Source organism: Paenibacillus sp. 1SOY10 (genome assembly GCF_056836745.1).
Genome location: NZ_JBXENK010000008.1, coordinates 1 through 26,147 on the forward strand (window position 1 = coordinate 1; position 26,147 = coordinate 26,147).

Genomic DNA, 26,147 nt, shown 5'->3' on the forward strand with positions numbered 1-26,147 from the left:
AAGGTCCCGTTATTTGCAGAAAAACAGAGGATTTATCTGATTTATAGGGAATTTCTCCCTATAATATACCGGAAATCATCCGTTTTCTATGAATATGCCTGGATTAACGGGTGGATTTCCATCTAAATTGTAAATTTCAATAGAAATGAAATAATTAGATGGAGAATTTCCCACTAATCTGTGGAAGGACCATGCGAGCATAATGATTCGCACAACTAATCAACTAACCAACAACCGAGGTTTCCACCTGCCACAATTGGTTTACAAGAGGCAGGGTGGATGACGAAAAACCAAGGAACTCAGCAGAGATAGACGCTGAGTTCCTTGGTTTTTTACAAATAAGGCCTCTGTTTTCTGTAGCTGAAGGTATTCCCTTCCAAATTTCAGCTATGCAAATAACTTCAGTTTAGCTATGAAACACCCACGCTTTAGCTATGGAATACCCTCTTGTCATAAGCGATTCTAGCCCAGGCATCGTGCATATGAATGGATTCCTCATTGCGGCATTCCACGATGAAGGCTTGTACGCCTTCCATCTCATACATATCTGCGGCTACAAGTCGGACCATATCCTCTACAAACCGGGGGTTTTCATAGGCTTGCTCCGTGACTCTCTTCTCATCCGGTCGTTTAAGAACCGGATGCAACGCACTACTGGCGTTGGACTCGGCCGCTTCCAGCAGCAGCGTCTTCCAATCTGCTGCCTGCAAGGCCAGCGGGTCAACAACGGCCGTCACCGATACGATGCCTCGTTGATTATGAGCACTGTACTCGCTGATCTCCTTGGAGCATGGGCATAAGGTGGTAACAGCCACCTGAAGGCCAATCTCAGCGGTATAGGGCCCGCCCTTCTCGTAGCCGATCTTAATGGTGACATCGGCATGGTTGAGGCCACTTTGCCCTGTGGCCGGGGCTGAGCGCTCATAGAACCAGGGGAAGGTCAGCGTTATCTCCGCATTGCTCTGCTCCATTCGCTCCGCCAGTTCACGGGTGAAGCCACACAACTCCGAGAGCCGGGTGGACCCACCTTGCTGGCGGTACAACTCCAGTTGCTCGGTTAATCGGCTCATGTTAATGCCCTTGGACTCCTGCAGCAAGCTTGTCGTTAACGTAATCTCCGCAATGGAAGTTTGAGACGAAGGCTTAAGGTCGGATTCAACCTGAACAGGGTGGCGCACCCGGCTGATGCCAACTTGATCAATAGCGAACAGATAGTCTTCCCGTTGATTTTGCAAATCAGACATTTGCTCCTTGACGATGGGCTTATTGCCGGGAACGGGGTCCGAGGAACCGAACCGGCGGTGCCTAATCACTTTGGCCGGAAGGAGCTTGGGGGTATAGGTAGGTTGCATAGCAGACTCCTTAACTTCGTTGAATTTTATTCGTAATAATTACAAATAATTATACTATACCGAAGTAAGCTGGTAAACAACTCATCATGCGTTTGCATTAGTGATATGTCACAAAAATGACATAAAAATAGTGAGTTTCCCCCGTTATATCACTCGGATGGGCTATATTAAGCGATAAAAGTTATTGCTTATGATGATATAGGGGTGTTTCTAATCTTGAAGGGATTACGTAAATGGAGCTTCTCCATACTATCAGCCCTGCTCCTACTAGGAGGTATCGGGCTAAATCTGATGTGGCCTCCCACACTCGTCTTCGGTGAAGAGAACGAAGAGGAATCCCTCCCTTCCCTGCAGAAGTTGATCGATCAGGCTAAACCGGGGGAACGCATTGTGCTGGGGGAACAGAAATATGTTGGGCCCGTTCAGATTGATAAGCCAATCACAATAGAGGGTACAGGGGCTGCACTGATTAATCATGACTCTATCTCTGCTATGACTATTTCCTCGGAAGACGTTACGGTGCGTGGACTTCGTATTGCTCAGCAACAAGACGGTGAAGAATTGGCAGCGGTTACGGTTCAGGCTGACGGCTTCCTGCTGCAAGACTTGCGTATCACAACACGCGGTTTTGGCATCGTTCTGCGTAATGCGGACGGGGGCGTTGTGCTGAATAATGTAATTGCTTGGGATAGCGGACAGCAAGGCACAGCCCGCATTGCTGAGAAGGGGAACGGCATCGATTTGTACAATTCCCACGAGAACCAGCTTGAGGGCAACCGTATACTCAGAATGAGGGACGGCATTTACTTGGAGAACAGTACCAACCTGGAGATTATCAATAATAGAATTGTAGGCTCCCGTTACGGTATTCATTGTATGTATATTGACGGTACCCAGATTATAGGCAATTCCGGGGAGTATAACATGACCGGGGCTATGGTGATGGGGGTGACGAATGTAAGGATTGCCGAGAATTCCTTCACCAAGCAAAGCGCCAATGTCTATTCGCAGGGTATTCTGCTTTATGATGTACAGTCTTCCGTGGTGGAGAAGAACGTTGTAGACGGTAACCGAGTGGGCATTTATTTGGAGATGTCGAGTGGTAATGAACTGATGAACAACTCAATTTACCGTAATTTTGTGGGCATTCAATTTGTTGATGCTGAGGATAATCTCATTCATCATAATGATTTTGTAGCTAATGTAATTGAGGCAGAAGCCAGGGACAGCGGGGCCAATCAGATAGAACTCAACTATTGGGATTCCGCGCAGGTGCTGGACTTGAACGGGGATGGGGTTAGTGAACTCAATTATGTCATGAACCCGTTTTATACCCAGCTTATATCGAGGGATGCTGCTTATCAATTGTTCTTTCAATCGCCGGGCATTAGCTTCTTAAGCGGCATGTATGAAGGGGAACGGAATAGCTGGACAACGGATCTTGCTCCAAGAGTATCGCCCAATATGTCGCAGGCCGTATCCGGTGCGCTGGCAGAACGAGAGTATATTTCGGAGTCAGCCTTTATGGCCATCATCGCCTCGATACTATTGCTGACATCCATCTTAACTATCATTTATTCAGGAGGACGAAAATCATGAAACAAGGAATGCTTATCACGGCTTTGATGCTAGTACTGGTGGTGCTTGCAGGCTGCGGCGCGAAAACTTATGCAGCCCAGCCCATTAACGAAGATGTGGATGTTTGCGTCATTTGCAATATGCAGGTGAAGGATGATGCCTATGCCACTCAAATCGTTACCAAGGAAGGCAAGAGCTTGAAGTTTGACGATATCGGCTGTATGAATGAGTGGAAAAAGCAACATGGGACGGATGATATTGGTACGGACTTTGTACGTGACTACAACGATAAGGCATGGATCGAGTTCGATAAAGCGGTCTATGTTTACGATGCTTCTATTCGTACCCCGATGGCATATGGAATTGTCAGCTTTAAGGATGAAGCCTCTGCTGAAGTATTTATGGCTGAGCAAGGTGTGGGCACCCTGCTGAGCTCGGCAGATCTGAAGAATCATACCTGGGAGCAAAGCGGAGGGATGATGGATATGCACTCGCATGAAGAGGGGGAAGAGGGGCACTCGCATGGCGACAGCAAAGAGGAACATTCCCATGGCGACGCAGCCGATGGTAATCATGAGAGCAACGCAGGGCACGACGGTCATTAATTAATTTAAAGGAATGGAGCTACTGTTCATGGCGGATCTGCTACAAATTGCACGTAAGGAACTCAAGGTAGGGTTTCGCAATCCGTGGGCCTATTCCTTTCTGATTTTATTTTCGGTGTTTAGCCTCTGCTTGCTACTGATTAATGCGCAAACCGACATTAGTGGATATTCGGGAGTGACCGGTTCAATGCTTAGTCTGATTCTGTACCTCCTGCCTTTAATGGCATTGTTCCTTGGCTCCTTCTCGCTGACAGGGGAGAAGGAAGAAGGCAGTTGGTCTTTACTGGCAACGTATCCTCTAGGCACCTTGCCGTTCTTGCTGGGGAAGTTTGCGGGTCTGGCGGCTGTATTGCTGACGATCCTCTCCTTTGGCTACGGATTAATGGGTGTCATTGCAGTGTTAATGGGACAGCGCTTCGAGGTGAACACCTATCTGTTGTTCTTCTCATTTTCCTGTGGTTTGGTCCTGCTATTTCTGGCGTTAGCTCTGGTGATCGGCGCTTTATCCCGAAATCGCTGGCAGGCGATGACGATCTCGGTCATGGTTTGGTTCTTTGCTGTCATCGGCTGGCCCGCAATTCTCATCGCCGTGCTCGGATTCGTGCCTTACTTGTGGATCAAGCCACTTCTAGTGACGTTGACCTTGTTGAACCCGGCGGAATTCGTCAGATTGTTCGTTGTGGTCAAGCTAGGAGGGGGCTCTATCCTGGGGCCTGAATATTACCAATGGGTGACGTGGATTCAAGGGCCTGGGGGAAGCCTGTGGTTTATAGCTTTATTTGTCCTCTGGCTGCTCTCTGCGTTAGGCATTGTGTACACGATCTGGGAGAGGGGGAGAACACATGGCTGAACCATTGGTAACTGTGTCTGGCCTGAATAAAATCATTAAAAGCCAGACCATTGTGCATGAAGTGTCCTTTCAGGTGCCTGCTGGAAGCATCGTTGGGTTGTGTGGGGGCAACGGAGCAGGAAAAAGCACGATCTTGCGTATGGTCGCCGGTATCCTTCAGCCGACCTCCGGAGATATTCGTGTAGGCGGCTTGCAGTGGAAAGAAGACCGAAAGAAATTTGCCAGGCAGATTGGTTATATGCCCGATGATTTTCAATTCCCGGCAGGCTTGACGGCGGAAGAAATTTTGTCGTTCTGGGCATCACTTCGCCGGGTGCCGGAGTCGCGGGTTCGGGAAGTGCTGGCGCTGGTAGGCCTCCACGACAAGCGGAATAAGCGGGTCAGTTCCTACTCCAAGGGTATGCGGCAACGGGTGTTATTTGCTCAGGCTATGCTCTCATCCCCATCCCTGATATTGATGGATGAGCCGACCAATGGCCTGGACCCGTATTGGATGCAGGAGTTTGTAGCTATCTTGAAGAGAGTGAAGCTGGAAGGACAAACTGTATTATTCTCGACGCACCAACTGGATATTGCCGAAGAACTGGCCGACGAGGTCATCTTCTTGAACGACGGACGTATTTGTGGAGAAGGGCCGGTGGAGCATTTCCGTGCGCTTTATGGCCCTCTTCCACTACACCGTGCTTTTCAGCAAAGCTTGGGACTTGGTTCTTGGGAGGAGTGACGAGATGACCAAGGTCAATCGTAACTGGCGCCGTCCCCTCGCGTGGCTGCTGGCCTTGGTGTTGGCTGGAGCTACCTTGTGGGCTGTAGCTTCGGCCTGGCGTTCGGATGTCCAGGAAGCGGGGAACAGACGATTGGATGTGGGCCGTGCTGCTCCAATCTTTGAGGCTGTCGATAGCAAAGGAGGCCAGGTGTCTCTGACCGCTAGTCAAGGCAAGGCCGTCGTGTTGAACTTCTGGGCTTCCTGGTGTGGCCCTTGCGTAAATGAGTTGCCTTTGATCGAGCGTCTGGCCCAGGAGCAGGCTTCCGAAGTTAGCGTGTTATTCGTGAATGTGGGCGAATCGCGGGCCACGGTTAATGAATTTCTAACCGGGCATGGCTTTGAATTCCCCGTCATCCTGGATGCTACCGGCAGAATCTCTGAGCTGTACGGGGTAACCTCCCTGCCGACCACCTATGTCATTGATCCATATGGAGACATCGCCCAGCCGATCTTCGGAGAGATTACCAGTGCAGAGCAGCTTCAAGCCTATATTGATGAAGCCAGGTCAACCTTTTCCCCTCAATAGTGCCAGCATTTAGCTCTTTACGTCTGCGATAAAGGGCGAGAGGGTTTGACCTGAACCCGCGGCTGCTTTTTATATTCGTTGGGAGTCACCCCGACTTCTTGCTTGAACAACTTGGAGAAATAGGAATAGTTGGTATACCCCACCTGATTGGCTACCGCATAAACGGATAGCTTGGTTGTCTCCAGCAAACGTTTTGCTACGGAGATGCGGACTTGGATAACATAGCTACCCAGAGAGATACCGGTTTCCTTCTTAAATAGGCGGGCCAGATAATCAGGATTCAGATAGACCACTTCCGCCAAGTCATTGCGGGTCAAATCCTCTCCATAATGGTCATGAATATATTGCTTGATTTCTTCAGCCACGGAGTTTGGTTCTGTAGCAAAATCGTGATAAGCCATCGCGGTATGAACCAGGTAAGTCACGTATGTTTCCATATCCTCAATTGAATAAAGGGACTGTGCCAGCAGTTGTTCATTAGCTTTGGCCGCATACAACTTATGGGCTTCAATCCCCTTCAACTTAAGAAAGGCATAGACAAGCTGCACAATGTCCAGCCGGAACAAGGCCAGCCCGGCGGTGTCCAGTGTTTGGCGGTCCAGCCGGTCCCTCAGATAACGCGAGGTTTCCTTCAGGAAGTCCCCGGGATTGTTCTGATGCAGCAGTTCTTCCAGGTGCATCAGATCGGGCGGTTGATATTCAGGTTGTCTTGGCCGACCATCCCGTTCCGCCCAGTAAGTGCGGTTGCGCGTCTTCGGCAGATTATCATTCATAGCCAGCAACTGGTGGAGCACGGGACCCATGTTTTCAATTTGGCCAGACAGTCCAATACAACAACAGGCATCACATTTCAAATAGGCGCCAGCCCGCTCGAACCATGAACTCCACAATTCCTCCAGCACGGCAGATTCAGGCTGCTGCTTCCATTTCAGAATGACAATCCAATGATACTCACGGAATTCCAGCACGGCTTCAGCGGTGAATCGGGGGTCCTGTAGCAGCTCATGCAGCACATTTTGTACGGCGAAGTCGAACAAGCTTTTTTCCTCCCGCCCCATACTGCCGTTATAAGGGAATACATGAATGAGCACGGGCTGAATCAGGTCGTTCATTGAATAGACAAGATGCTGGTCCTCCATGGCCTGCACCACGGCTGCAGGCTTGACGGGAGCGGAGACGCTTGCACCAACCAGCTTGCGCCAGAAGTATTCCGCGAGATTGGCCTGATTTTTCTGCCAGTAGCCCCCCTCCTGAATGGCTTTCTCCCGATTTTGCAGTTCCTTGGCCTGCACGATGGCCTTTTGCAGAATTAATTTGAGCTTATCAAATTCTATCGGCTTCAAGAAGTATTCAAAGCTTTGCAACTCAATGGCCTTTTGTGCGTAATTGAAGTCGGCATAATTGGTAAGAAAGATAGCTTGCACCGCATAGTTCTCCTCCCGAATCCAGGCCAGCAGCTCCAGTCCGCTGCCCTGCGGCATCTCTATGTCCGAGATCAGGATTTGCACCGGGTGTAGCTGTAATACCTCCCGAGCTTGCGCCACATTGTTGGCTGTAAATACGTTCTCTATCCCAAGCTGGCCCCAGTCAATCTTCTTCTCCAAGGCCGTAACAACATAGTAATCATCATCAACAATTAATGCATTCATCGGGCTACCCTCACACTCCTGTTCGTTCCGGCATGACCGGGAGAGATAAAGTGACGCAGGCGCCACCATTTTTGTCATTAGAGAAAGATACATGGGCGAGGCCATGATACAGGGAATTCAAGCGTTGCAGTGTGTTCATGATGCCGATATGAGTTCCGGCTGATTGATCCAGAGGCAACCTCTGCTGCAAATCATGCAGAATATCGGGCGGAAATCCTGGTCCTGTATCGGTTATACCGATCGTCATGCGCTTTGCCCCATCTTCCTCATCGGCTCTCACGAAGAGCTTCACCTGTACCTCCGAGACCCGGGATACCGCGTATTTGACCGCATTCTCTACAAAGGTTTGCAGCACGAGCGGTGGGATAGGCGTATCGGCCAGTTCGTCTGCTTGCTCAATGTGATAGGCCAAGGCGTTCTGGTACCGGTGCTTCTGAATATCCAGGTAGATCCTCACATGCTCAATCTCGTCCCCCAATCTTACAAAGTCTCCGTCGTTCTGAAAGATATAACGAAAATACTTCGAGGTAGATAAGGCCATTTGCTCGATTTCCTCATGCATCTGCATTTGCGCCATGCTATAAATGTTAGTCAAGCAATTCAAGAAGAAGTGGGGTTTGATTTGCAGCTTCATATAATCCAGTTGGATGCGTTGCTTCTCTAGCTCCCGCTCATACAGATCAATTTTAAATTTCTTGATTTGACTGACCAGATTCACAAATTGGTTCCCTGCTCGCTCTAACTCCACAATCTTGCTGCTCTCGAATTCCAGCGGCTCGCCGTCTTCCGTCCAGAAGGCCAAATTGTAGGAGAAGCTCTTGATGGGCAGCAGGACTTTGTTGCGAAAATAAAGCAGGATAAAGCCCAGGCTGCAAGTCAGGATGACAGCCAGAAGAATGATCAGAAGCTGGGCCACCATAATCTTCTCGAATGCTCCGAACTGAATGACCAGTTGGACATGGAAGGAAGCATCGGTGAACTCTCCATCCACGGTTGTGCCGGCCTGGAACAGATTCGGCAGGGAAGAGGGAACGGGCATTTCCTCTAGCGGCTTGCCGTTGTTGGAGACGGGGCTGCTCAGATGCCGGTTGCTGCTGTCAATCAGGGAGACGAATCCATTATCCCCTAAATTGAGCTGCCGCAAGGGACGGATGAGATTATCGGCAGACACCAGACTGATCATGTAGCTGTCGTAGTACGGAACTATATTGGTAATGTAATAGGTATCATCAATCTTCACCGGGGTCCATTTGGAATAAATTTTCTCATATACATTCCGGTCAGCCTCTACATTGGCCATGATTTGTTCCTTAAGCTGAACATAATGAGAGTAGGGAATGCTGATCGGCGCGCAGTTGAGGAAAAAATCCTGTTTCTTCAGATAGACAAAAAAGTTGTATTCCTGCCCATAGTTTTTTTGCAGCTCGTTAAAGCGTTTATGCAAATTCTCATTCCCCTCAAAAAATTCGATGCTATTCATGCTGCTTGTATTCATCGCCCGCAGGCTTTCGTCGTTAGCCAGGGTCCAGCCGATATAGTGATTAATGTAGGCAAAATCATGATTAATCCGCTGAATATACAAGTTGGCCGTGTCCTGTAAATACCGGGTGGATTGCTGTTTGACGATGGAGATCGCCGAAATGCTGATGGCAAAATCCACGACCAGGACAATAAAGGAAATGAGAAACATGATATTGACATAATGCCGAATGGGATACTGTTTATTTTCTGTAGATTTGTTCATGGCTCGCCCTCGCTGCAACCTTTCCCGCGCGCAACCGCAGCGCGCCCTAAAATGATGTGTAATGCACTTATGAATGCGCTTTTATGAGGTGCTATCTTTATTATAAATCTTTCATTTTAAAATAGAATACGCGATTTCCCGGCCTGGACCGGAAAGTCCGAAAAGGACATAGTAAGGTCTGAATAACGTCATAACTTGCCTGTTCACTCCCGTTTCAATATCACTGGCGGAAGACAAGCCTTGGGCAAAGGTCCGGATTTTTACCGCAAGGGGTCCAGTTTGTCAGATGCTGGGAGTTTATACTGAAGGTGAAGCCTAGCTTCCGCAAGAAAACTTGACATAATGCTCAATATTTCACATTAACGGGGGGTTAACATGAGAAGGTTCAATAAGAAAATGCCGGTTAGACGGCGTTGGTCCATGGCCATGACCTTGCTATTGGCTCTGGGTCTGGTGGTGACAGGCTGTGGTGGTACTGCAGGCAATGCAGGCTCGCCGGCCAATGAAGGCAGCGGTGATGCCAATACCGAAAGCGGCTTCAATAAAGAAGGTCTGCCGATTGTATCTGAGCCGATTACTTTGAAGGTGTTAACGATGCGCTGGGGCAATATGGGCGATACCTTTACGAAAAATCAGTGGCTACAGGACCTGGAGAAGAACACCAATGTCAACATCGAATGGCAGGTTGTCTCCTCTAATGACTGGAGTGAACAGAAGTCCATTATGCTGGCTAGCGGCACATTGCCGGATATTATTCTCGGTGACCAGACGCTGAGCGATTCGGACATTATCAATAACCTGAACTATTTCCGTCCACTGGACGATTATATCGATACCTATATGCCTAATCTCAAAGCGGCGATGGAACAATCGCCCGAGCTCAAGAAAATCAGCACGTTCCCGGACGGGAAAATGTATTCCTTGCCGGCAAGTCAGCCAGCCTCTCCCAAGAGCACACGCCAGCCTGTCATCAACAAGCAATGGCTCGATAAGCTGGGGCTTGAGGTTCCGGACACGATTGAGGACCTCCATACGGTATTCAAAGCGTTCAAGGAGCAGGACCCCAATGGAAACGGCAAAAAGGATGAAATTCCGTATACCGAAGCAGGGCTTGGCGCTTTGCTGGATCCCTTTGGCATTACAGACCTCAACAACAACAATATGATGGTGAAGGATGGCCAGCCGCTGTTCATTCCCACTTCAGAGGAATACAAGGCAGGCATTAAATGGGCCCATCAATTGTACAGCGAGGGTCTGATTGATAAGGAACTCTATACCCAGGATGGCAGCATGACATCGGCCAAGCAGCAGAACATGGAAGCGCCGATTGTGGGCTTCAGCTACCAGTGGACGCCCGATGCCGTCTTCGGCAAATGGGGGGATCAGTATGTGGCGATTCCGCCTCTTAAGGGACCGGATGGTCAGCGATATCAGAACGGCAATCCGAATGGGAATGGTCTGAGCCGCAACCAGTTGCTCATTACAACGTTCTGCGATTATCCGGAGGTAGCGGCCCGGTGGGCCGATCAATTTTACACCGATGAGGCCAGCATTCAGAACTTCTGGGGTGCGATTGGGACCGTGATCGAGAAGAATGAGGATGGGACCTACACGCTGATGGACCCGCCGGAAGGCACGAGTGCGGATGCTTGGTATTGGGAGCAATCGCTGCGGAGCTTCGGACCGAAATATGTCAGTCCGTCCTTTGAGGAGAAGCTGGTGCTGAATCCGGAGACCGGGGATGGACTTAAGCTGGAGATTGATAAGCTCGGTAGTGAATTCGTGACGATGCCGTTTCCGAGCGTGATGTACACCGCCGATGAGTTCCGTGAATTGCCGACCTTGACCACGGATATTGATAGCTATGTTGCCACGATGCGGGCAGGGTGGGTTACTAAAGGCGGAATCGACAAGGATTGGGACACCTACATCAAGAAGCTGAACGACATGGGGCTGGAACGGCTGCTACAAATTCGTACCGAAGCCTATAACCGTTATGCAGGCGCTAAATAGTGTGCTCTGCTACGTTGATGGTGCCGCAAGAGCGGCGGAGAGATATTCATGAAGGCCGGGATTAAAGAGGTTGCCCGCAGAGCCGGGGTCTCTCCCGCCACGGTCACGCGGGTATTATCTGGCCACCCGAGGGTAGGGATGGAGATTTCCCGCAAAGTTCAACGGGCTGTGGCTATAACCGGATATCAGCCTAACAGGATGGCTAAGGGATTAGCCTCACATACAACGGGTGTTATCGGTGTTCTTATACCTGGCTACGGTGAGGATCAGCTTCCTCACCCGTATGCCATGGAATTAGTGCATAGCATTACTGCGCAGGCTCGCCAGCAGGACTTTGATATTTTGCTCGGCCCGGTCTCCTATTCTGACGGGAAATACGGTGCCACAGAGATCAAGCGGCTTTTGCGGAGTCGTCGTGTAGATGGCTTAATTGTACTGGATTCTGGCAGGGATGGGTCTACCCTCTTTGATGGACTGGATGAAGTTGAGGATCGGGTGGTCCTTATTGGACGTAATCGACAGCAGCATCCTATTTGGTCTGTGGATACTGACCATGCTGGGGTAGCTTATGATGCCACTCATCATTTAATCTCCATGGGTCATACGCGTATCGGACTAGTTTGCCATTCATTGGAGCGAGAGGATTCCAGCCTCCGGCTAAAAGGCTATCAAAGGGCTTTGCACCATCATGATTTTAAAGGCTATGCCGAGTGGATCGTAGCAAGGGAGGCGTGGTCTCCCGGTGCATATTGCAATGAGGTGTCACGCTTAATGCAGCTTCAGCTTCGCCCCACAGCTATGGTAATTACCCATGATGTCGTAGCCTGGGGCATCCTGGGTGCACTGAATGAACTGGGATTCCGGGTTCCGGAGGATATGGCACTTGTGAGCTTGCATAATTCACAGCTTGCAGCCATGGCTATCCCTTCGATTACCAGTGTAGATATGGGCCTGGACCGATTGGGGCGTACGGCAGTGGAGATGCTGATTCGCAGAATCAGGGGCCAATATCATGAAGACGGGCAATCCATGGCCAGTTGGTGCTTTACTCCGCATCGGCTTATTGTCCGCGAGTCTTCCGTAATTTTGTAAATGCTTAAGAAGAGGGGGGAATGCCCGGTGGCTACAACGACGAAAAAAACACTACGTAACAGTGTCATATATTCGGTGTATGTTCGTAATCACACGGCAGAAGGTACATTCCAGGCTCTGCGCTCCGATCTTGGTCGCATTAGGGACCTTGGGGTTGATATCATCTGGCTGCTGCCGATCCATCCGATTGGCCTTGAGTCACGTAAGGGAACCTTGGGAAGTCCTTATGCCATCCGTAATTACCGCGAGATCAATCCGGAGCTGGGTACAAAGGAAGATTTCAAGGAACTGGTCCATGCGATTCATGGTAATGGGATGAAAGTCATCATCGATGTGGTTTATAACCATACCTCCCCCGACGCTTGGTTGGTCAAGCATCACCCTGAGTTTTTCTATCGCACACCTGAAGGTGCTCTGGGCAATCGCATCGGTGATTGGGGCGATATCGTTGATCTGGATTATAACCAGAAGGAGCTTTGGGATGTTCAAGTGGACACCTTGAAGATGTGGGCAGGCCTGGTAGATGGCTTCCGCTGCGATGTAGCTTCACTGTTACCGCTGGACTTCTGGCTGTATGCCCGTGAGGCTGTTGCCGAGGTTAATCCTGACTGTCTGTGGCTGGCAGAATCGGTGGAGCCGGATTTTATTTTGCATCTACGCTCCCGAGGCATGACGGGTTTATCCGATGCGGAAATATTGCAAAGCTTCGATGTTTGCTACGATTACGATACTTATCCCTATTTCGCTGGCTATCTCTCTGGAGGTAATACGCTTAGCCAGTACGTGGAACGGATCAATGCGCAGGAATACATTTATGCCAATAATTACGTGAAGCTGCGTTTTCTGGAGAATCATGACCGGGCACGCGCTGCGGCCTTACTCCCGAATGAAGCGGCATTGCTTCACTGGACGGCCTTCATGTATTTCCAGAAGGGGGTTCCGCTTATTTATGGAGGACAGGAACGGGCGAGTGTCATCTGCCCGGACTTGTTCGGGAAGGAACCCGTCGATTGGCAGTCGGGCCAAGACTTATCCTGGTTGTTTCAGGCGCTATATAAGATTAAGCAGAAGGAGATCATGGCTGAGGGAATATGCCGCTTTACGGCCATTGATGAGGAAAGTGTTGTCATTGGAAGATACGCGCTAGAACATCGGCAACTGACTGGCATATTCAGCTTGCAGGGAAGAGCAGTCGAAGTGGAGGTGGGGCTTGCGGACGGTGTATATCTTAATCTGATTGATCATCGTGAAGTAACAGTAACTGACGGACATTTGTACATTCATAATCAACCGATAATTATCGAACTGTAACGCTTCACCATGCTTTTCAGATGATATTAGAGAGGGGAAATGAACAGTGACAAACCGTTTCAGGTCTTTGACAGCAATGATGGTCGTTTGGGTTATGGTCTTGACGTTCACAGCAGGTAGCTTGGGGGCTGCCTCCTTGGTGCGGGCCGCAGCAGATGAAGGAAGTTCGGTGGAAGCTCTGACCAGCGATGTTCCGGCGAATACGCTAAGAGTACATTATCAGCGGGCTGATCAGCAGTATGGGGACATGGGGTTATGGCTCTGGGGAGATGTAGCTGTTCCGTCTGAAGAGTTGGGGGAATGGCCCACAGGAGCGGTCGCCTTCAGCAACCTTCAGACCTCTGATTATGGCGCCTATATGGACGTGCCGCTCAAGGCCAATGCAGCTCATCTTAACTTTATCGTGCTGAACAAGCTCAGCGGTGTAAAGGATGCCAATGATAAATACGTCAGCTTATCCGCTTCGGGACCTAAGGAGGTCTGGATCAAGGAAGGCTCTGACGTGGTCAGTCTGGAGCCGCCTTCAGGACCAAGCCAGGGCGATCTGCGCATTTATTATCAGCGAACGGACGGCCAATATGAGGACTGGGGATTATGGTTATGGGATGACGTGGCGGAACCATCCGAAGAAGAAGGTAGCTGGCCAGAGGGGGCGTCCGCATTTTCCGGGGAGCAAGTGGACGACCATGGTGCTTACATCGACGTGGCCTTAAGTGCCAGTGCGCAGAAGGTGAGCTTCATCGTTGTCAATCGGGTGACTGGCGACAAAGATGGAGTAGAGCGGACCTTCAACCAATTGGGGCAATATCGTACCATCTATCTCAAGCAAAATGATTCGGGTATTTATACCTCGCCACCTGGGGATGGTGGATCTGGAGGGAGCGAAGCTCATTTTCCGGAGTGGTCGAAGGATTCCGTGATCTATGAGGTTAACGTCCGGCAGTATACGGAAGAAGGCACCTTTGCCGCATTAGAAGCCCATCTGCCACGCCTGAAAGAGCTTGGCGTAGAAATCCTCTGGCTGATGCCCATCCATCCGATCTCTGAGGAGAACCGGGTTGGAACCTTGGGCTCATATTACGCCGTTGCCGATTATAAGGGCGTCAATCCCGAGTTTGGCACAATGGCTGATTTTCAACATCTGGTGGACCGGGCCCATGAGCTTGGCTTCAAGGTCATGCTGGACTGGGTAGCTAATCATACCGGCTGGGATCATCCGTGGATTCAGAACAAGGCCTGGTATGTAACGGATGGGAATGGTGAAATTGTAGCCCCCGATGGCTGGACCGACGTAGCAGAGCTTAACTTTAACAATGCCGATATGCGGGCAGCGATGATTGATGCCCTGACCTACTGGGTTGAAGAGGCGGATATTGACGGATACCGGGCGGACTTTGCTTCTGGCGTGCCTCAGGACTTCTGGGAGGATGCACGGGAGGCGCTGGATGCCATCAAGCCAGTGTATATGCTGGCCGAGGATGATACCCAAATTGGCTTGCTTCATAAGGCCTTCAATTCGAATTACAATATGGGACTATTCTATAACATCATGAAGGGAATTCCCGGCGGGGGCGTGAGCGCCGAGGCCGTGCGTTCGTTCCTGGAGGGGCAGCAGCAGAGGTATCCAGCAGGCTCTTATCCGATGAACTACATCACGAACCATGACACGAATTCATGGGAGGGAACGGTGGCTGAAATGTTCGGTCCGGCCGAAGATGTAAATGCGGTGCTTAGCTTTACAGTGCCAGGCATGCCGTTAATTTATTCCGGTCAGGAAGCAGGCTTGGACAAACGGCTTGAATTCTTCGAGAAAGACGAGATTGACTGGAGTGATCTGTCCAAGCAAGCCTTCTATCAGACGCTGGTTCACTTGAAGAAGAATAATTCGGCGCTGTGGAACGGGGAAGCCGGAGGGGCCATGAAGTATCTGGCTTCATCAGACAGTCAGGTGCTGGCTTTCGAACGGGAGAAGGAGGGGAATCGGGTGATTGTGCTCCTGAACCTGTCCGGTACACCACGTTCCTCGACTGTGCAGCTTGGCCATGCTGCGGGTACCTATCAGAATGTGTTTGATTCGTCCAGTGCCACACTTGGAGCAAGCCATACGTTTAACCTGGCGGCCTGGGGTTATCAGGTGTTCACACAATAACAGGGCGTTAAGCAGGCCTTCGTGGTTGCTCTAAACCGTATAGGTAGTAATTTTATGAAGTCGTTCACACTTCTTCAACACGTTGAGTATTTTCAACGTACTGAGGGTGTGGGCGGCTTTTTCCCGTTTATGCCTCCTTGGTCCGGATAGTGCCAGAATTGGTCCTGTTTCCGTCAATTCCTGCTTTGTACCTAGCAAGCCAATACCGAGCCGACGAGAAAAAGTCCGGTTAACGACTGCTTCTGGTCCGATAATCGCCCAAGGGCGGGCGCTATACTAAGGGGGCAAGCGGCAGACATCTAACAGGAGGATATATACAAAAAAAAGAGGGAGGGGATGTCATGAAATCGGGTGCTTCTCATCTGGGGCGGACCCTGGGGCAAATCAAGCGGAACAGTGGACTGTATTTGCTACTGCTGCCAGCAGTGATACTGACGCTGCTCTTCGCGTATAAGCCGATGTACGGCGTGCTGATTGCGTTCAAGGATTATAGCCCGGCGCTTGGCATTAACGGGAGCCCCTGGGTGGGGTTCAAGCATTTTGAGAAGTTCTTCAATTCTTATCAGTTCTCAACAACGATAAAGAATACGATTATTATCAGCTTGTATAGCATTGCCACATTTCCGATTCCCATCGTACTGGCTTTGATGGTGAATCAGATGAAGGCGGGCCGCTTCCGCCGCTTTTTCCAGACCGTTTCCTATATGCCGCATTTTATCTCAACCGTCGTGATGGTGGGACTGATGCTGATTTTGCTCTCGCCAAGCACAGGGCTGGTCGGTAATTTATACAAGCTATTTGGTGGAGAGGCCCCCGACTTGATCGGGTCAGCCGGATGGTTCAGCAGCATTTATGTTTGGTCGGACGTCTGGCAGCATGTAGGCTGGGACAGCATTATCTTTATCGCGGCATTGTCTACCGTGGACCCAAGCTTATATGAAGCAGCAACGGTAGACGGAGCCAGCCGCTGGCATAAGGTACGTTATATTGATATTCCGATGCTGATGCCAACGGCGATTATTTTGTTAATTCTGCGGGTAGGCGGCCTGCTGGGGGTAGGCTTTGAGAAAGTGTATTTGATGCAAAATGACTTGAATATCACCTCAAGCGAGATTTTGTCTACGTACATTTATAAGATCGGGCTGCTGAGTAGCCAATATAGCTTCTCCTCGGCTGTCAACCTGTTCAACACCGTTATTAACTTCATGCTGCTTATTCTCGTCAATCAGATTTCCAAGAAATTCAGCGAGAATAGCCTTTGGTAAGAGAGGAGAAAAACGATGAACTCCGTAAATCCGGTAGTGCGTCCCGTCGCAGGGAAGACTCATCCTCAGTCATCCGATAGAGTGATGGATATCCTGCTGTATATCTTTGCGGTCTTGTTTCTGATCGTGTTAATGTATCCGTTATATTTTATCGTAATCGCTTCCTTCAGTGACCCGTCAGCGGTCGCGGGGGGTCAGGTCTGGGTACTGCCCAAGGGTTTCACGCTGGACGGATACAAGGAACTGTTCAAGCATGAGAATATCTGGATTGGCTATCGCAACACGATATTATACACCGTAGTGGGCACGGCCATTGGACTATTGGTCAATATCTGTGCGGCCTATGCGTTATCTCGCAAGGATTTGGTGGGGCGAAAATTTCTCTCGCTGTTCTTCATTTTTACCATGTTCTTCAGCGGAGGTTTGATCCCCACCTTCCTGACCATTCGTGATTTTCATATGTACGATACGTTTCTGGTTATGGTGTTGCCCTTCTCGGTCATCGTCTATGATATCATCGTGGCGAGAACGTTCTTCCAGTCCAGTATTCCCGAGGACTTGTGGGAAGCGGCCCAACTGGATGGCTGTGGTAATCTGCGATATTTTGCTCAAATCGTGCTGCCGTTGTCCAAGGCAATCATTGCGGTACTGGGCTTATGGATTGCGGTAGGTTATTGGAACTCCTATTTTAATGCCTTGATTTATTTAAAGAATCCGGACCTGCACCCGCTCCAGCTCATTCTTCGCAATATCCTGATAACTAACCAGATGCAATCGGGGATGGGGACCGGAGAGGCAGCCCAAATTGCCCTTCGGATGGCCAATCTGATGCGCTATTCTGTCATAATCATCGCTACGGTACCGATCATGTGCGTGTACCCCTTTGTACAGAAATACTTTAATCAGGGGGTGATGATTGGCGCCGTTAAGAGTTAGTCTGAATGCTAGGCAACTTCACTACAAACATATGGGGGAATTCAAATGAACAAGAAGGCAGGAAAATTCTCGCCTGGGAAATGGATGTCCTTGATTCTTGCAGCTACGCTGGCACTGGGATTAGCGGGTTGCGGAAGTGGCGGTTCTGCCAATCCGGGCAACACAGGCAATACGGGGCAAGGCGAAACGGAAAACTTCAATCAAGAAGGTCTCCCTATCGTAACTGAGCCGGTGACGTTAAAAGTGTTGACCATGCGCTGGGGTAATATGGGCGATACCTTTACCCAAAATCAGTGGCTTAAGGATCTGGAGGCCAGTACCCATGTGAAAATTGAGTGGCAGGTGGTCTCCTCCAACGATTGGAGCGAGCAGAAATCCATTATGCTGGCAAGCGGCACCTTGCCTGATATCATCCTGGGGAACCAGACTTTCTCCGATTCGGATATCGTGAATAATTTGAGCTATTTCCGTCCACTGGATGACTATATCGATCAATATATGCCGAATTTGAAGGCAGCGATGGCTGAAACACCTGAGCTAAAGAAGATTAGCACCTTCCCGGACGGCAAAATTTACTCTCTACCGACCCGCCTGCCTTCCCGGCCAAAAACGAAAAACCAGCCGGTTATTAACAAGGCATGGCTTGATAAGCTGGGGCTACCCCTCCCGGACACGACAGATGATCTCTATAACGTGCTAAAAGCGTTCAAGGAGCAAGACCCGAATGGCAATGGCAAGCCGGACGAAATCCCGTATACAGAAACGGGGCTGGCCCCGGATTTTCTGAATCCGTTCGGTATTACTGACATCAACGCCAATAGCATGTTGGTGAAGGATGGCCAGCCGGTGTTCTATCCAGTCAGCGAGGAATACAAGGAAGGGCTGAAGTTTGCTAACAAGCTGTATACGGAGGGGCTGATCGATAAGGAACTATTCACTCAGGATGCTACGATGACCTCGGCCAAACAGCAAAATGCGGATGCAGCCATTGTTGGCTTCAGCAACCAATGGACGCCGGATGCCGTATTTGGCAAATGGAGTGATCAATATGCGATGATTCCACCGATTGCCGGACCAGATGGGAAACGTTATAATCCGGGGAATCCCAATGGCATGAGCTTTAACCGTAACGAAATGCTGATTACGAGCTCTTGCAAATTTCCGGAAGTGGCTGCCCGTTGGGCGGACCAGTTCTATACAAATGAAGCAAGCATTCAAAATTTCTGGGGCGCGATTGGAACAGTTATTGAGAAGAACGATGATGGTACTTACACTTTAATGGACCCGCCAGAAGGAACCAGCGCGGATGCTTGGTATTGGGAGCAATCGCTGCGTGACTTTGGTCCGAAATATGTCAGCCCGGCCTTCGAAGAGAAGATCGTGTTGAACAAGGAGGCCGGGGACGGCTTGAAGCTGGAAATTGATAAGCTCGGCAGCGAATACGTAACGGACCCATTCCCTAACGTCATGTACACGGCTGAGGAATTCCAGGAGCTGCCAACGCTGACGACAGACATCGATAGCTATGTGGCTGCGCTGCGCGCTCAGTGGGTGACCAAGGGCGGCATCGAAGAAGGTTGGGATGCTTACGTGAAGAAGCTCAACGACATGGGGCTGGATAAGCTGATGAAAATTCGCACGGATGCTTATAACCGTTATATGAGTGTAGATTAATACGAATAGGCCCTGTCACTTCCTTACTGGAGAGCGGCGGGGCTTTTTTGCTTTTTATCGTTCGCCGTAGGTAGTGTGCTGTGATTAACGATCCGTGCATTTACGAGGCAGGGATGGGCGAGAGGGACGGCGAACTAAAGTTTAATAGAGGAAAACAGGGATGAAAGGTGATGTTGTATGCTCAAACCAGTTCCCCGTTCAGCGTTGAGACTTTTGGTAGGAAAGCAATATTTTACATATAAAAGGTATCTGAAATGGTTGCTAGGCGGTGTAGCTTATGCCCGTCAGCAATCAATTAAGAGCCTGCCCCATCGCGTATTCAGGCACGAAACCCCGCTATTGCGCCGATTGAAGGACGTGGATATGGAGCTCCAGTACGGCAAAATTACCAACCTTCGATTAGCCATTCCCAAACTAGATGGGATTATCCTTCAACCTGGAGAGACGTTCTCTTATTGGCGTTTAATTGGCAAGCCGACACAGAGAAAAGGCTATGCTAAGGGAATGGTATTGTTCTATGGAGGGTTCAAGCCAGGGACAGGGGGAGGCTTATGCCAGTTATCGAACTTGATATATTGGATGACCTTGCATACTCCGTTAATCGTGACAGAGCGGCATCGCCACAGCTATGACGTATTCCCTGATGCAGCAAGAACCCAGCCCTTCGGTAGCGGGGCAACCTGCGCCTATAATTATCTTGATTTGCAAATATACAATCCTACCGAATATCCCTACCAACTTAAGCTAGATTTGACCTCCGAGTATCTGGTAGGAGAGTGGCGCTCTATGGAAGAGCCAGCCTATTACTATTGTGTTTATGAAACCAATCATCGAATGACCCAGGAGTATTGGGGAGGATACACCAGACATAATTGTATTCGTCGCAAAACGTACAACATAGCCAATGAACTGGTTCAAGATGAACCTATTACGGAGAATCATGCACTGATGATGTATCAGCCCTTCCTGGAGGCGGGCAACGGGAATGAGGAGGGTAGCTAGGATGAATTTTTTAAAGTTAGATTACTTGGAGCAAGGGAATGATCGCCAGCAAAGGGCCTACCGGGTAATGCAGGAATTACAGGTTATGGAAAAGTTGGCCCCATATGAACCTGTATTGGCCGGAACAATACCGCTGAATATTGATATTCCTGCAAGCGATCTGGATATCATTTGCGAAGTACATGATGCTGAATCCTTTGCTTTGGTATTAGAGAGGTACTTTGGAACCTGTGACCAGTATAGCCGTACCAGCAAGGTAGTTGCTGGTATGCCGCGAATGGTGGCGGGGTTCAGCTATGGTGGGTTCTGGTTCGAAATCTTCGGCCAACCGCTTACAGTAACGAAGCAGAATGCCTACCGGCATATGATCATCGAGCATCGGCTGCTGGAGATGGCAGGTACCGAGGCGTTAGAAGCTATACGCCAGCTTAAGATAAACGGGCTCAAGACCGAACCGGCCTTCGCCCAATATTTCGGTCTCGCCGGCGATCCTTATCAAACCTTGTTGGATATGGCGGATTGGGAGGATACCCGGTTAGGCTTGTGGATCAGGGAGAAGGAATGTAGGGAGAAGCGCCAGTATGAACCACGACCCAGAAGGAGTATAATGAATCCACTCAATAAAGAGGAGGAATAGCAAATGGACCCTAGATATCCGATTGGCCTGTTTGAATTCGAAGGTGTTGTGACACCGGCCCAGCGGGAGGCATGGATCAAGGAGATTGCTGCTTTGCCTGCCAGAATGAGAGAGGCTGTTGCGGGACTGAGCGAAGAACAACTGAACTTGGCTTACCGGGAAGGCGGCTGGAGCCTACGCCAGGTGGTACACCATGTGGCCGATAGCCATATGAACGCTTATATCCGATTCAAGCTGGCATTAACGGAGGATATACCAACCATTCGGCCTTATTACGAAGACCGATGGGCTGAGTTGGCTGATTCCCGGGCCGGAGTGGAGATTTCTTTGTCTTTGCTGGAGACGTTGCATCATCGATGGGTGATTTTGCTAGAGTCATTAAGTGATGCCGATTATGAGAAGTCGTTTTTCCATCCAGGTACAGAACAGACCACAAGCCTGGCCTATAATTTAGGCAATTATGCTTGGCATGGCAATCATCATCTGGCGCATATTACCTCTTTACGGGACCGGCTACATATTTAAGGAATGGGAGAGCGAAGATGAAGCAAGCGTTTGGGATATTGGGAAAAATACTGCTTACTGTGCTTATATTTGTTGTGCTTGTGGTGGTGGGATCGACGCTGTTGACGATTTCAGGCGGACAGATGGGCTGGAGTGGGCAACTTGTGACAAATATAGCGATGATTGGGGCTCCACTCATCATGTACGCCATCTTTGAACGGAGGTATCGCTGGGAGCTGGGACTGCGACAGCCTCGGATGGCTGTGAATACTGGCTTAGGCATGCTGACGGGAGTGGGACTGATTACGCTAAGCTTTGCCAGCATCTGGGCCTTGGGAGGATTACAGATTATTTCCGTCCATGGTGACGCCGGAACCTGGCGGTTGGTTGGTATTCAATTCATCGTTTTTGCTTTTGTTGCCATCAGCGAAGAGCTGCTGTGTCGAGGATATATGCAAGGACTAATCAAACACCGTTACGGCTTACGTGCAGCGGTGTGGATTCCCTCCCTATTGTTTGCCCTGCTGCATCTGGGCAATCCGGGTATTCTGTCAACACCGTTGCCACTGCTGAATATATTTCTCGTGGGTATCTTTTTTGCAATGACCCGAGAGATCACGGGGGGACTATGGTTTCCGATTGGCTTTCACCTGACTTGGAACTTTGTACAAGGGAATGTGTTCGGACTCGCGGTTTCCGGTACGGAAGGGGGCTCCTTAATGACCTCGGAAGTACAAGGCCATCCGGTTATTTCTGGCGGGAGCTTTGGTGCAGAAGGAAGCCTGCTAACGACGATTATCCTTTTGCTGGCTTGCCTACTCGTGCTGCGTATACATCAGAGATCCGAGCGCTTGCCCCGCATTGGGCGATAACTCTTATATCCAAAGAAGAAGCCTCCCGTCCTTATCACATAAGGCGGGAAGCTTCTTTTGATTTTAAACCCCGAAGCCATGGCTTGTCTTAGGGGTTATTCGGGATGAAGCCGGACCGCAGCTTGCTGGCGCAGGCTCTCTTGCACGTCAAGCACCCGCTGGTTCTCCGAACCTCGCCATTTCAGCTTAAGGTTCCGCTGCTCCAGCACAAATTTGCCATCGATGAGCACATCACAATGAGACAGTAATTCCTGACGGGCGGAGTCAGCTACAAGCTCCTCAAAGGTATAACCCGACCACGCCCAAATGTTCTTGTCCGGACATTCCTTGCGTACACGCTTAACCAGACCAAGCAGTCCGTCCACATTTTGAAAGGGCTCTCCGCCCAGGAGGGAAAGGCCAGACACCCGGATATCCGGAATTCGCAAATCATCAATAACCTGTTGTTCGAATTCTGCCGTGTAAGCAAAACCGTAATTAAAGTTCCAACTAGCTGCATTGAAGCAACCCTTGCAATGGTGAGTGCAGCCGGAGACGAACAGGGAATTACGCAGGCCTCTTCCGTTCAGCACGTCAAATTTCTTATAATCCGCTATATACATGGTCATGTCACATATGTTTAACGCGGGCTAACACTTCCCGCTGTTTGCCTTCATTGAACGGGCGTTGGCTTGGTTCGGACAAATAGCCGCAGCAACGACGGATGACCGAGGAGGTCTTGGGATTGCGGTTGCCGCAATTCGGACACTCGAACCCACTGCTAGTAGCTTCGAATTCACCTTCATAGCCGCACTCCAGACATTTATCCGTTGGAGTATTAGTTCCAAAGTAAGGTACGCGTTCATAGGCATAATCCCATACGGCTTCCAGTGCCTCCGGATTTTGCACGAGCGAGTCGAATTCGCAATAGGTGATAAAACCGCCATTCGCATGAACAGGATATTCCTTCTCAAACTCAATCTTCTCAAAAGGAGTTACCTTCTTGGCCACATCAAGATGGAACGAGTTCGTATAATAGCCTTTATCAGTGATGCCATCCAGCACGCCAAAACGTTCCTCGTCCAGCTTGCAGAATCGATAGCAGAGCGATTCCGCCGGGGTGGAATACAAGCTGAAGCCGTACCCGGTCTCATCTTTCCACTGCGTTGTTTGTTCACTCAGGTAGCGAACGATGTCCAGTCCCTTTTGCCATAGCTTGGTATCATCATAGATATGCTGCCCGTACAGCGACAGAACGGTCTCGTGAATGCCTATGTAACCTAGCGAAATGCTGGCCCGGCCGTTCATCAGCAAATGATCGATCGTATCCTCGGGTTGTAGACGACTTCCTGCTGCACCTTCCATATAAAGAATAGGAGCAACCTTGGCCTTAACACCCCGCAGGCGCTCAATCCGGTACATCAAGCCTTCCTTGCATACATCCAGCAGTTCATCGAGCAGACGATAGAACTCAGCTTCAGAGCCCTTGGCTTGAATGGCCAAGCGAGGCAGGTTCGCCGTCACGACACCCATATTAAAGCGTCCATCATGCAGTTCTTGTCCATTCTCTTCATATACACCCAAGAATGAACGACAGCCCATTGGGAATTTGAAGGACCCGGTAATGGAAGTCACCTTCGGTACGGAGATAATGTCTGGATACATACGAAGCGTACTGCATTTGAGTGCCAGTTGCTTGATATCGTAGTTGGGATCACCCGGATGAAGGTTAACCCCTTCTTCCAACCCGAAGATCAGCTTTGGAAATACAGGCGTCTTCCCGTCCTTGCCCAGTCCGCGAATTCGGTTCCGCAGAATCGCAATTTGAATTTGCCGTTCCTCCCAGGAGAGTCCGCGTCCAAATCCAAACGTACTGAACGGGGTTTGTCCATTGGCGCTCACCAGAGTATTAATCTCATATTCCAGCGACTGGAAGGCATCGAAGGTTTCCTTCTCGGCCAGTTCCTTCGCGTAATCGAAGCATTTCGGAAAACGTTCGTGTAAGCTCTGATTGTCGTAAGCGATATCCATTTCCAGTTCGGCAATCGTCTTCTGATCCAGCGAATACAGCCACTTCAGCCCGTTAGCATAGTGCTTGGCGAAGGATTTGGCCACATAAGGAGCCAGAATTTTATCAATTTCGTTAATCGTATTCCCACCATAAATATGGCTGGCGACCTGGGCAATGATCTGTGCTGTAATGGCCGTCGCTGTTGTGATGGAGCGAGGAGTCTCAATCTGCGCATTCCCCAGCTTGAAGCCGTTCTCCAGCATACCCTTAAGATCAATGAGCATACAGTTGTAGATGGGAAAGTAGGGGCTGTAATCCTGATCATGGAAATGCAGGCTACCGTTATTATGCGACTCTACCACACGTTTGGGAATCATATAGGTTTGCGCGAAGTCCTTGGCCATGATACCTGCCAGTAAATCACGTTGGGTAGGAATCGTAGCTCCATCCTTATTGGAGTTCTCCTTGAGTACCTCTTCATTGGTCAGCTCCAGAAGGCCCAGCACCTTCTTGTCCAGGCTGCTGCGTTCGCGCCGCTTCAAAGTACGGATTTCGCGGTAGCCGATATAAGCCTCGGCTGCATCCTTACGGCGGCTGTTCATTAAGGCGGATTGCACCTCGTCCTGAATGTGCTCAATATCAATCTTCTCCAGCCTGGAGATTTTGGCGGTAACTTTATCGGCCACCTTCTGCGCAACGTCCATGTCAATCTTCTTCTCTGTGCTATTCATGGCTGCGCAGATTGCATCGATAATTTTTTGTTGATCGAAGGGTACTTCGGACCCGTCACGTTTTAAGACTATCATATTCAATCACCCTCTATATATTGTTGTGCTTCGTGAGTATAGCACAATATATAGTTTAAAAAATGTGATCCTACTCATATTCATTTTTATTCTAGAAGATTTGGGACAGGGTTAGTATGGTGGAATCCCTCTGGAATTTTTACAGTAGCAGGCTGAATTGGACTGGGGACTTATGGTAAAATCTCAAGCAAAGCACATATTAAGGTGACTCTTCAAGGAGGATATTCAGCTTGAGACAAAATATTCAGGTGCCCTTTGGCTATGAACCCCCGGTGGCAGACCCTAGAGGCACGTTAATCTTCTATGATTCCTTTGAGCACATGGAGGAGACCGATTTGGAACTTGCGGCTGCCGAGGCTGCGGCCCGCAAATTCGTGAAGCTAGTGCTGTACCCGCTACATGAGGAGACAGTACGGAGAATGACGAAGCAGCCCGTGTCTGTCTTTTACCGCCGGGAAGACCGCTTGCATGAGTGGAAGCGAGAGCGCGGTTCCTCTTCCGTTAGTGTCGAGGGATGGGAAGGCAAGCGTAAGAAATATACGCCCATGGATACGGCGCTTCGTCATTTGACGGAGAAATATCCTGCCCCGCATTTCATATATTTGACGCCGGAGGTAGCCAATCAATTTGCTTCTTTCTTTTCCTTTGAGGAATGGATTACCAAGGTCCGTTTATTATTGACACAAGAACCAGCGGATCTCCACCCGAGGCTACAGAAATTCGCACACCGCTGGGAGCTTGCGGGTACTGTGCAAGAGAAGGAACAGTGAGAAGTCAGGTACAACCTTTGGGGAAGCAATAGGCAATCACAAGGTCTATGGACGAA

General features: G+C 49.7%; 22 protein-coding genes. 17 read left to right on the top strand and 5 right to left on the bottom strand.

Going from position 1 to position 26,147, the window contains the following annotated elements:
* Nucleotides 1-428 precede the first annotated feature (428 nt).
* Nucleotides 429-1,352 (bottom strand): GTP cyclohydrolase FolE2, encoded by a 924-nt coding sequence (folE2, locus tag AC1VOR_RS17080; RefSeq protein WP_482619503.1) that lies wholly within the window; start codon nt 1,350-1,352, stop codon nt 429-431.
* 216 nt (nt 1,353-1,568) lie between these two features.
* Between folE2 and AC1VOR_RS17085 the strand changes: the two genes are divergently transcribed.
* The 5 genes from AC1VOR_RS17085 to AC1VOR_RS17105 are packed head-to-tail and all read left to right on the top strand — an operon-like array spanning nt 1,569 to nt 5,677.
* Nucleotides 1,569-2,951, top strand: coding sequence for a right-handed parallel beta-helix repeat-containing protein (locus AC1VOR_RS17085; protein ID WP_482619505.1), 1,383 nt, complete (start codon nt 1,569-1,571; stop codon nt 2,949-2,951).
* A complete protein-coding gene (locus AC1VOR_RS17090; protein WP_482619506.1) occupies nt 2,948-3,535 on the top strand; it encodes a nitrous oxide reductase accessory protein NosL in 588 nt (195 codons plus the stop codon). The genes AC1VOR_RS17085 and AC1VOR_RS17090 overlap by 4 nt, the downstream gene beginning before the upstream one ends.
* 28 nt (nt 3,536-3,563) lie before the next feature.
* A complete protein-coding gene (locus AC1VOR_RS17095; protein WP_482619508.1) occupies nt 3,564-4,385 on the top strand; it encodes an ABC transporter permease in 822 nt (273 codons plus the stop codon).
* Complete coding sequence (locus tag AC1VOR_RS17100) at nt 4,378-5,109, top strand: ABC transporter ATP-binding protein (RefSeq protein WP_482619510.1); 732 nt, start codon at nt 4,378-4,380, stop codon at nt 5,107-5,109. Before AC1VOR_RS17095 ends, AC1VOR_RS17100 begins: the two co-directional genes overlap by 8 nt.
* Before the next feature lie 4 nt (nt 5,110-5,113).
* Entirely contained in the window at nt 5,114-5,677 is a 564-nt protein-coding gene (locus AC1VOR_RS17105) for a TlpA family protein disulfide reductase (RefSeq protein WP_482619512.1), read from the top strand.
* Between the two features lie 17 nt (nt 5,678-5,694).
* On the opposite strand, the gene AC1VOR_RS17110 is transcribed toward AC1VOR_RS17105, so the two are convergent.
* Nucleotides 5,695-7,326: a response regulator transcription factor gene (locus AC1VOR_RS17110; RefSeq protein ID WP_482619514.1), complete on the bottom strand. Its 1,632-nt coding sequence runs from the start codon at nt 7,324-7,326 to the stop codon at nt 5,695-5,697.
* Nucleotides 7,327-7,336: 10 nt separating this feature from the next.
* Entirely contained in the window at nt 7,337-9,070 is a 1,734-nt protein-coding gene (locus tag AC1VOR_RS17115; protein WP_482619516.1) for a sensor histidine kinase, read from the bottom strand.
* 375 nt (nt 9,071-9,445) lie between these two features.
* On the opposite strand from AC1VOR_RS17115, the gene AC1VOR_RS17120 reads away from it, so the two are divergent.
* The 11 genes from AC1VOR_RS17120 to AC1VOR_RS17170 all read left to right on the top strand — a co-directional run bounded on the left by AC1VOR_RS17120 (nt 9,446) and on the right by AC1VOR_RS17170 (nt 22,525).
* Nucleotides 9,446-11,083, top strand: a complete 1,638-nt coding sequence (locus AC1VOR_RS17120) for an extracellular solute-binding protein (protein ID WP_482619518.1) — start codon at nt 9,446-9,448, stop codon at nt 11,081-11,083.
* 48 nt (nt 11,084-11,131) lie between these two features.
* Complete coding sequence (locus AC1VOR_RS17125; RefSeq protein ID WP_482619520.1) at nt 11,132-12,175, top strand: LacI family DNA-binding transcriptional regulator; 1,044 nt, start codon at nt 11,132-11,134, stop codon at nt 12,173-12,175.
* 27 nt (nt 12,176-12,202) lie between these two features.
* Entirely contained in the window at nt 12,203-13,486 is a 1,284-nt protein-coding gene (locus AC1VOR_RS17130; RefSeq protein WP_482619522.1) for an alpha-amylase family glycosyl hydrolase, read from the top strand.
* A 46-nt stretch (nt 13,487-13,532) separates the two neighbouring features.
* On the top strand, nt 13,533-15,635 hold the full coding sequence (locus AC1VOR_RS17135) for a pullulanase-associated domain-containing protein (protein WP_482619523.1): 2,103 nt from the start codon (nt 13,533-13,535) through the stop codon (nt 15,633-15,635).
* 341 nt (nt 15,636-15,976) lie between these two features.
* On the top strand, nt 15,977-16,900 hold the full coding sequence (locus AC1VOR_RS17140; RefSeq protein ID WP_482619525.1) for an ABC transporter permease: 924 nt from the start codon (nt 15,977-15,979) through the stop codon (nt 16,898-16,900).
* A 15-nt stretch (nt 16,901-16,915) separates the two neighbouring features.
* Nucleotides 16,916-17,836 (top strand): carbohydrate ABC transporter permease, encoded by a 921-nt coding sequence (locus tag AC1VOR_RS17145; RefSeq protein WP_482619527.1) that lies wholly within the window; start codon nt 16,916-16,918, stop codon nt 17,834-17,836.
* 45 nt (nt 17,837-17,881) lie between these two features.
* Nucleotides 17,882-19,510 carry an extracellular solute-binding protein gene (locus AC1VOR_RS17150; protein WP_482619529.1) on the top strand — a complete coding sequence of 543 codons (1,629 nt, stop codon included), beginning with the start codon at nt 17,882-17,884 and terminating at the stop codon, nt 19,508-19,510.
* Between the two features lie 177 nt (nt 19,511-19,687).
* Nucleotides 19,688-20,512 carry a VanW family protein gene (locus AC1VOR_RS17155; protein ID WP_482619531.1) on the top strand — a complete coding sequence of 275 codons (825 nt, stop codon included), beginning with the start codon at nt 19,688-19,690 and terminating at the stop codon, nt 20,510-20,512.
* Nucleotide 20,513: 1 nt separating this feature from the next.
* On the top strand, nt 20,514-21,149 hold the full coding sequence (locus AC1VOR_RS17160; RefSeq protein WP_482619533.1) for a DUF4269 domain-containing protein: 636 nt from the start codon (nt 20,514-20,516) through the stop codon (nt 21,147-21,149).
* Nucleotides 21,150-21,152: 3 nt separating this feature from the next.
* Entirely contained in the window at nt 21,153-21,674 is a 522-nt protein-coding gene (locus tag AC1VOR_RS17165) for a YfiT family bacillithiol transferase (RefSeq protein WP_482619534.1), read from the top strand.
* A gap of 17 nt (nt 21,675-21,691) precedes the next feature.
* Nucleotides 21,692-22,525, top strand: coding sequence for a CPBP family intramembrane glutamic endopeptidase (locus AC1VOR_RS17170; protein ID WP_482619536.1), 834 nt, complete (start codon nt 21,692-21,694; stop codon nt 22,523-22,525).
* Between the two features lie 95 nt (nt 22,526-22,620).
* Here the strand turns inward: AC1VOR_RS17170 and nrdG are convergent, their stop codons facing one another.
* Both nrdG and nrdD read right to left on the bottom strand, forming a co-directional pair.
* Entirely contained in the window at nt 22,621-23,133 is a 513-nt protein-coding gene (nrdG, locus tag AC1VOR_RS17175) for an anaerobic ribonucleoside-triphosphate reductase activating protein (RefSeq protein WP_482619537.1), read from the bottom strand.
* Nucleotide 23,134: 1 nt separating this feature from the next.
* Nucleotides 23,135-25,321: an anaerobic ribonucleoside-triphosphate reductase gene (gene nrdD / locus AC1VOR_RS17180; protein ID WP_482619539.1), complete on the bottom strand. Its 2,187-nt coding sequence runs from the start codon at nt 25,319-25,321 to the stop codon at nt 23,135-23,137.
* 230 nt (nt 25,322-25,551) lie between these two features.
* Here nrdD and AC1VOR_RS17185 point away from each other — a divergent pair, with 230 nt between their 5' ends.
* A complete protein-coding gene (locus tag AC1VOR_RS17185; protein WP_482619541.1) occupies nt 25,552-26,091 on the top strand; it encodes a hypothetical protein in 540 nt (179 codons plus the stop codon).
* The last annotated feature ends 56 nt before the right edge of the window (nt 26,092-26,147 follow it).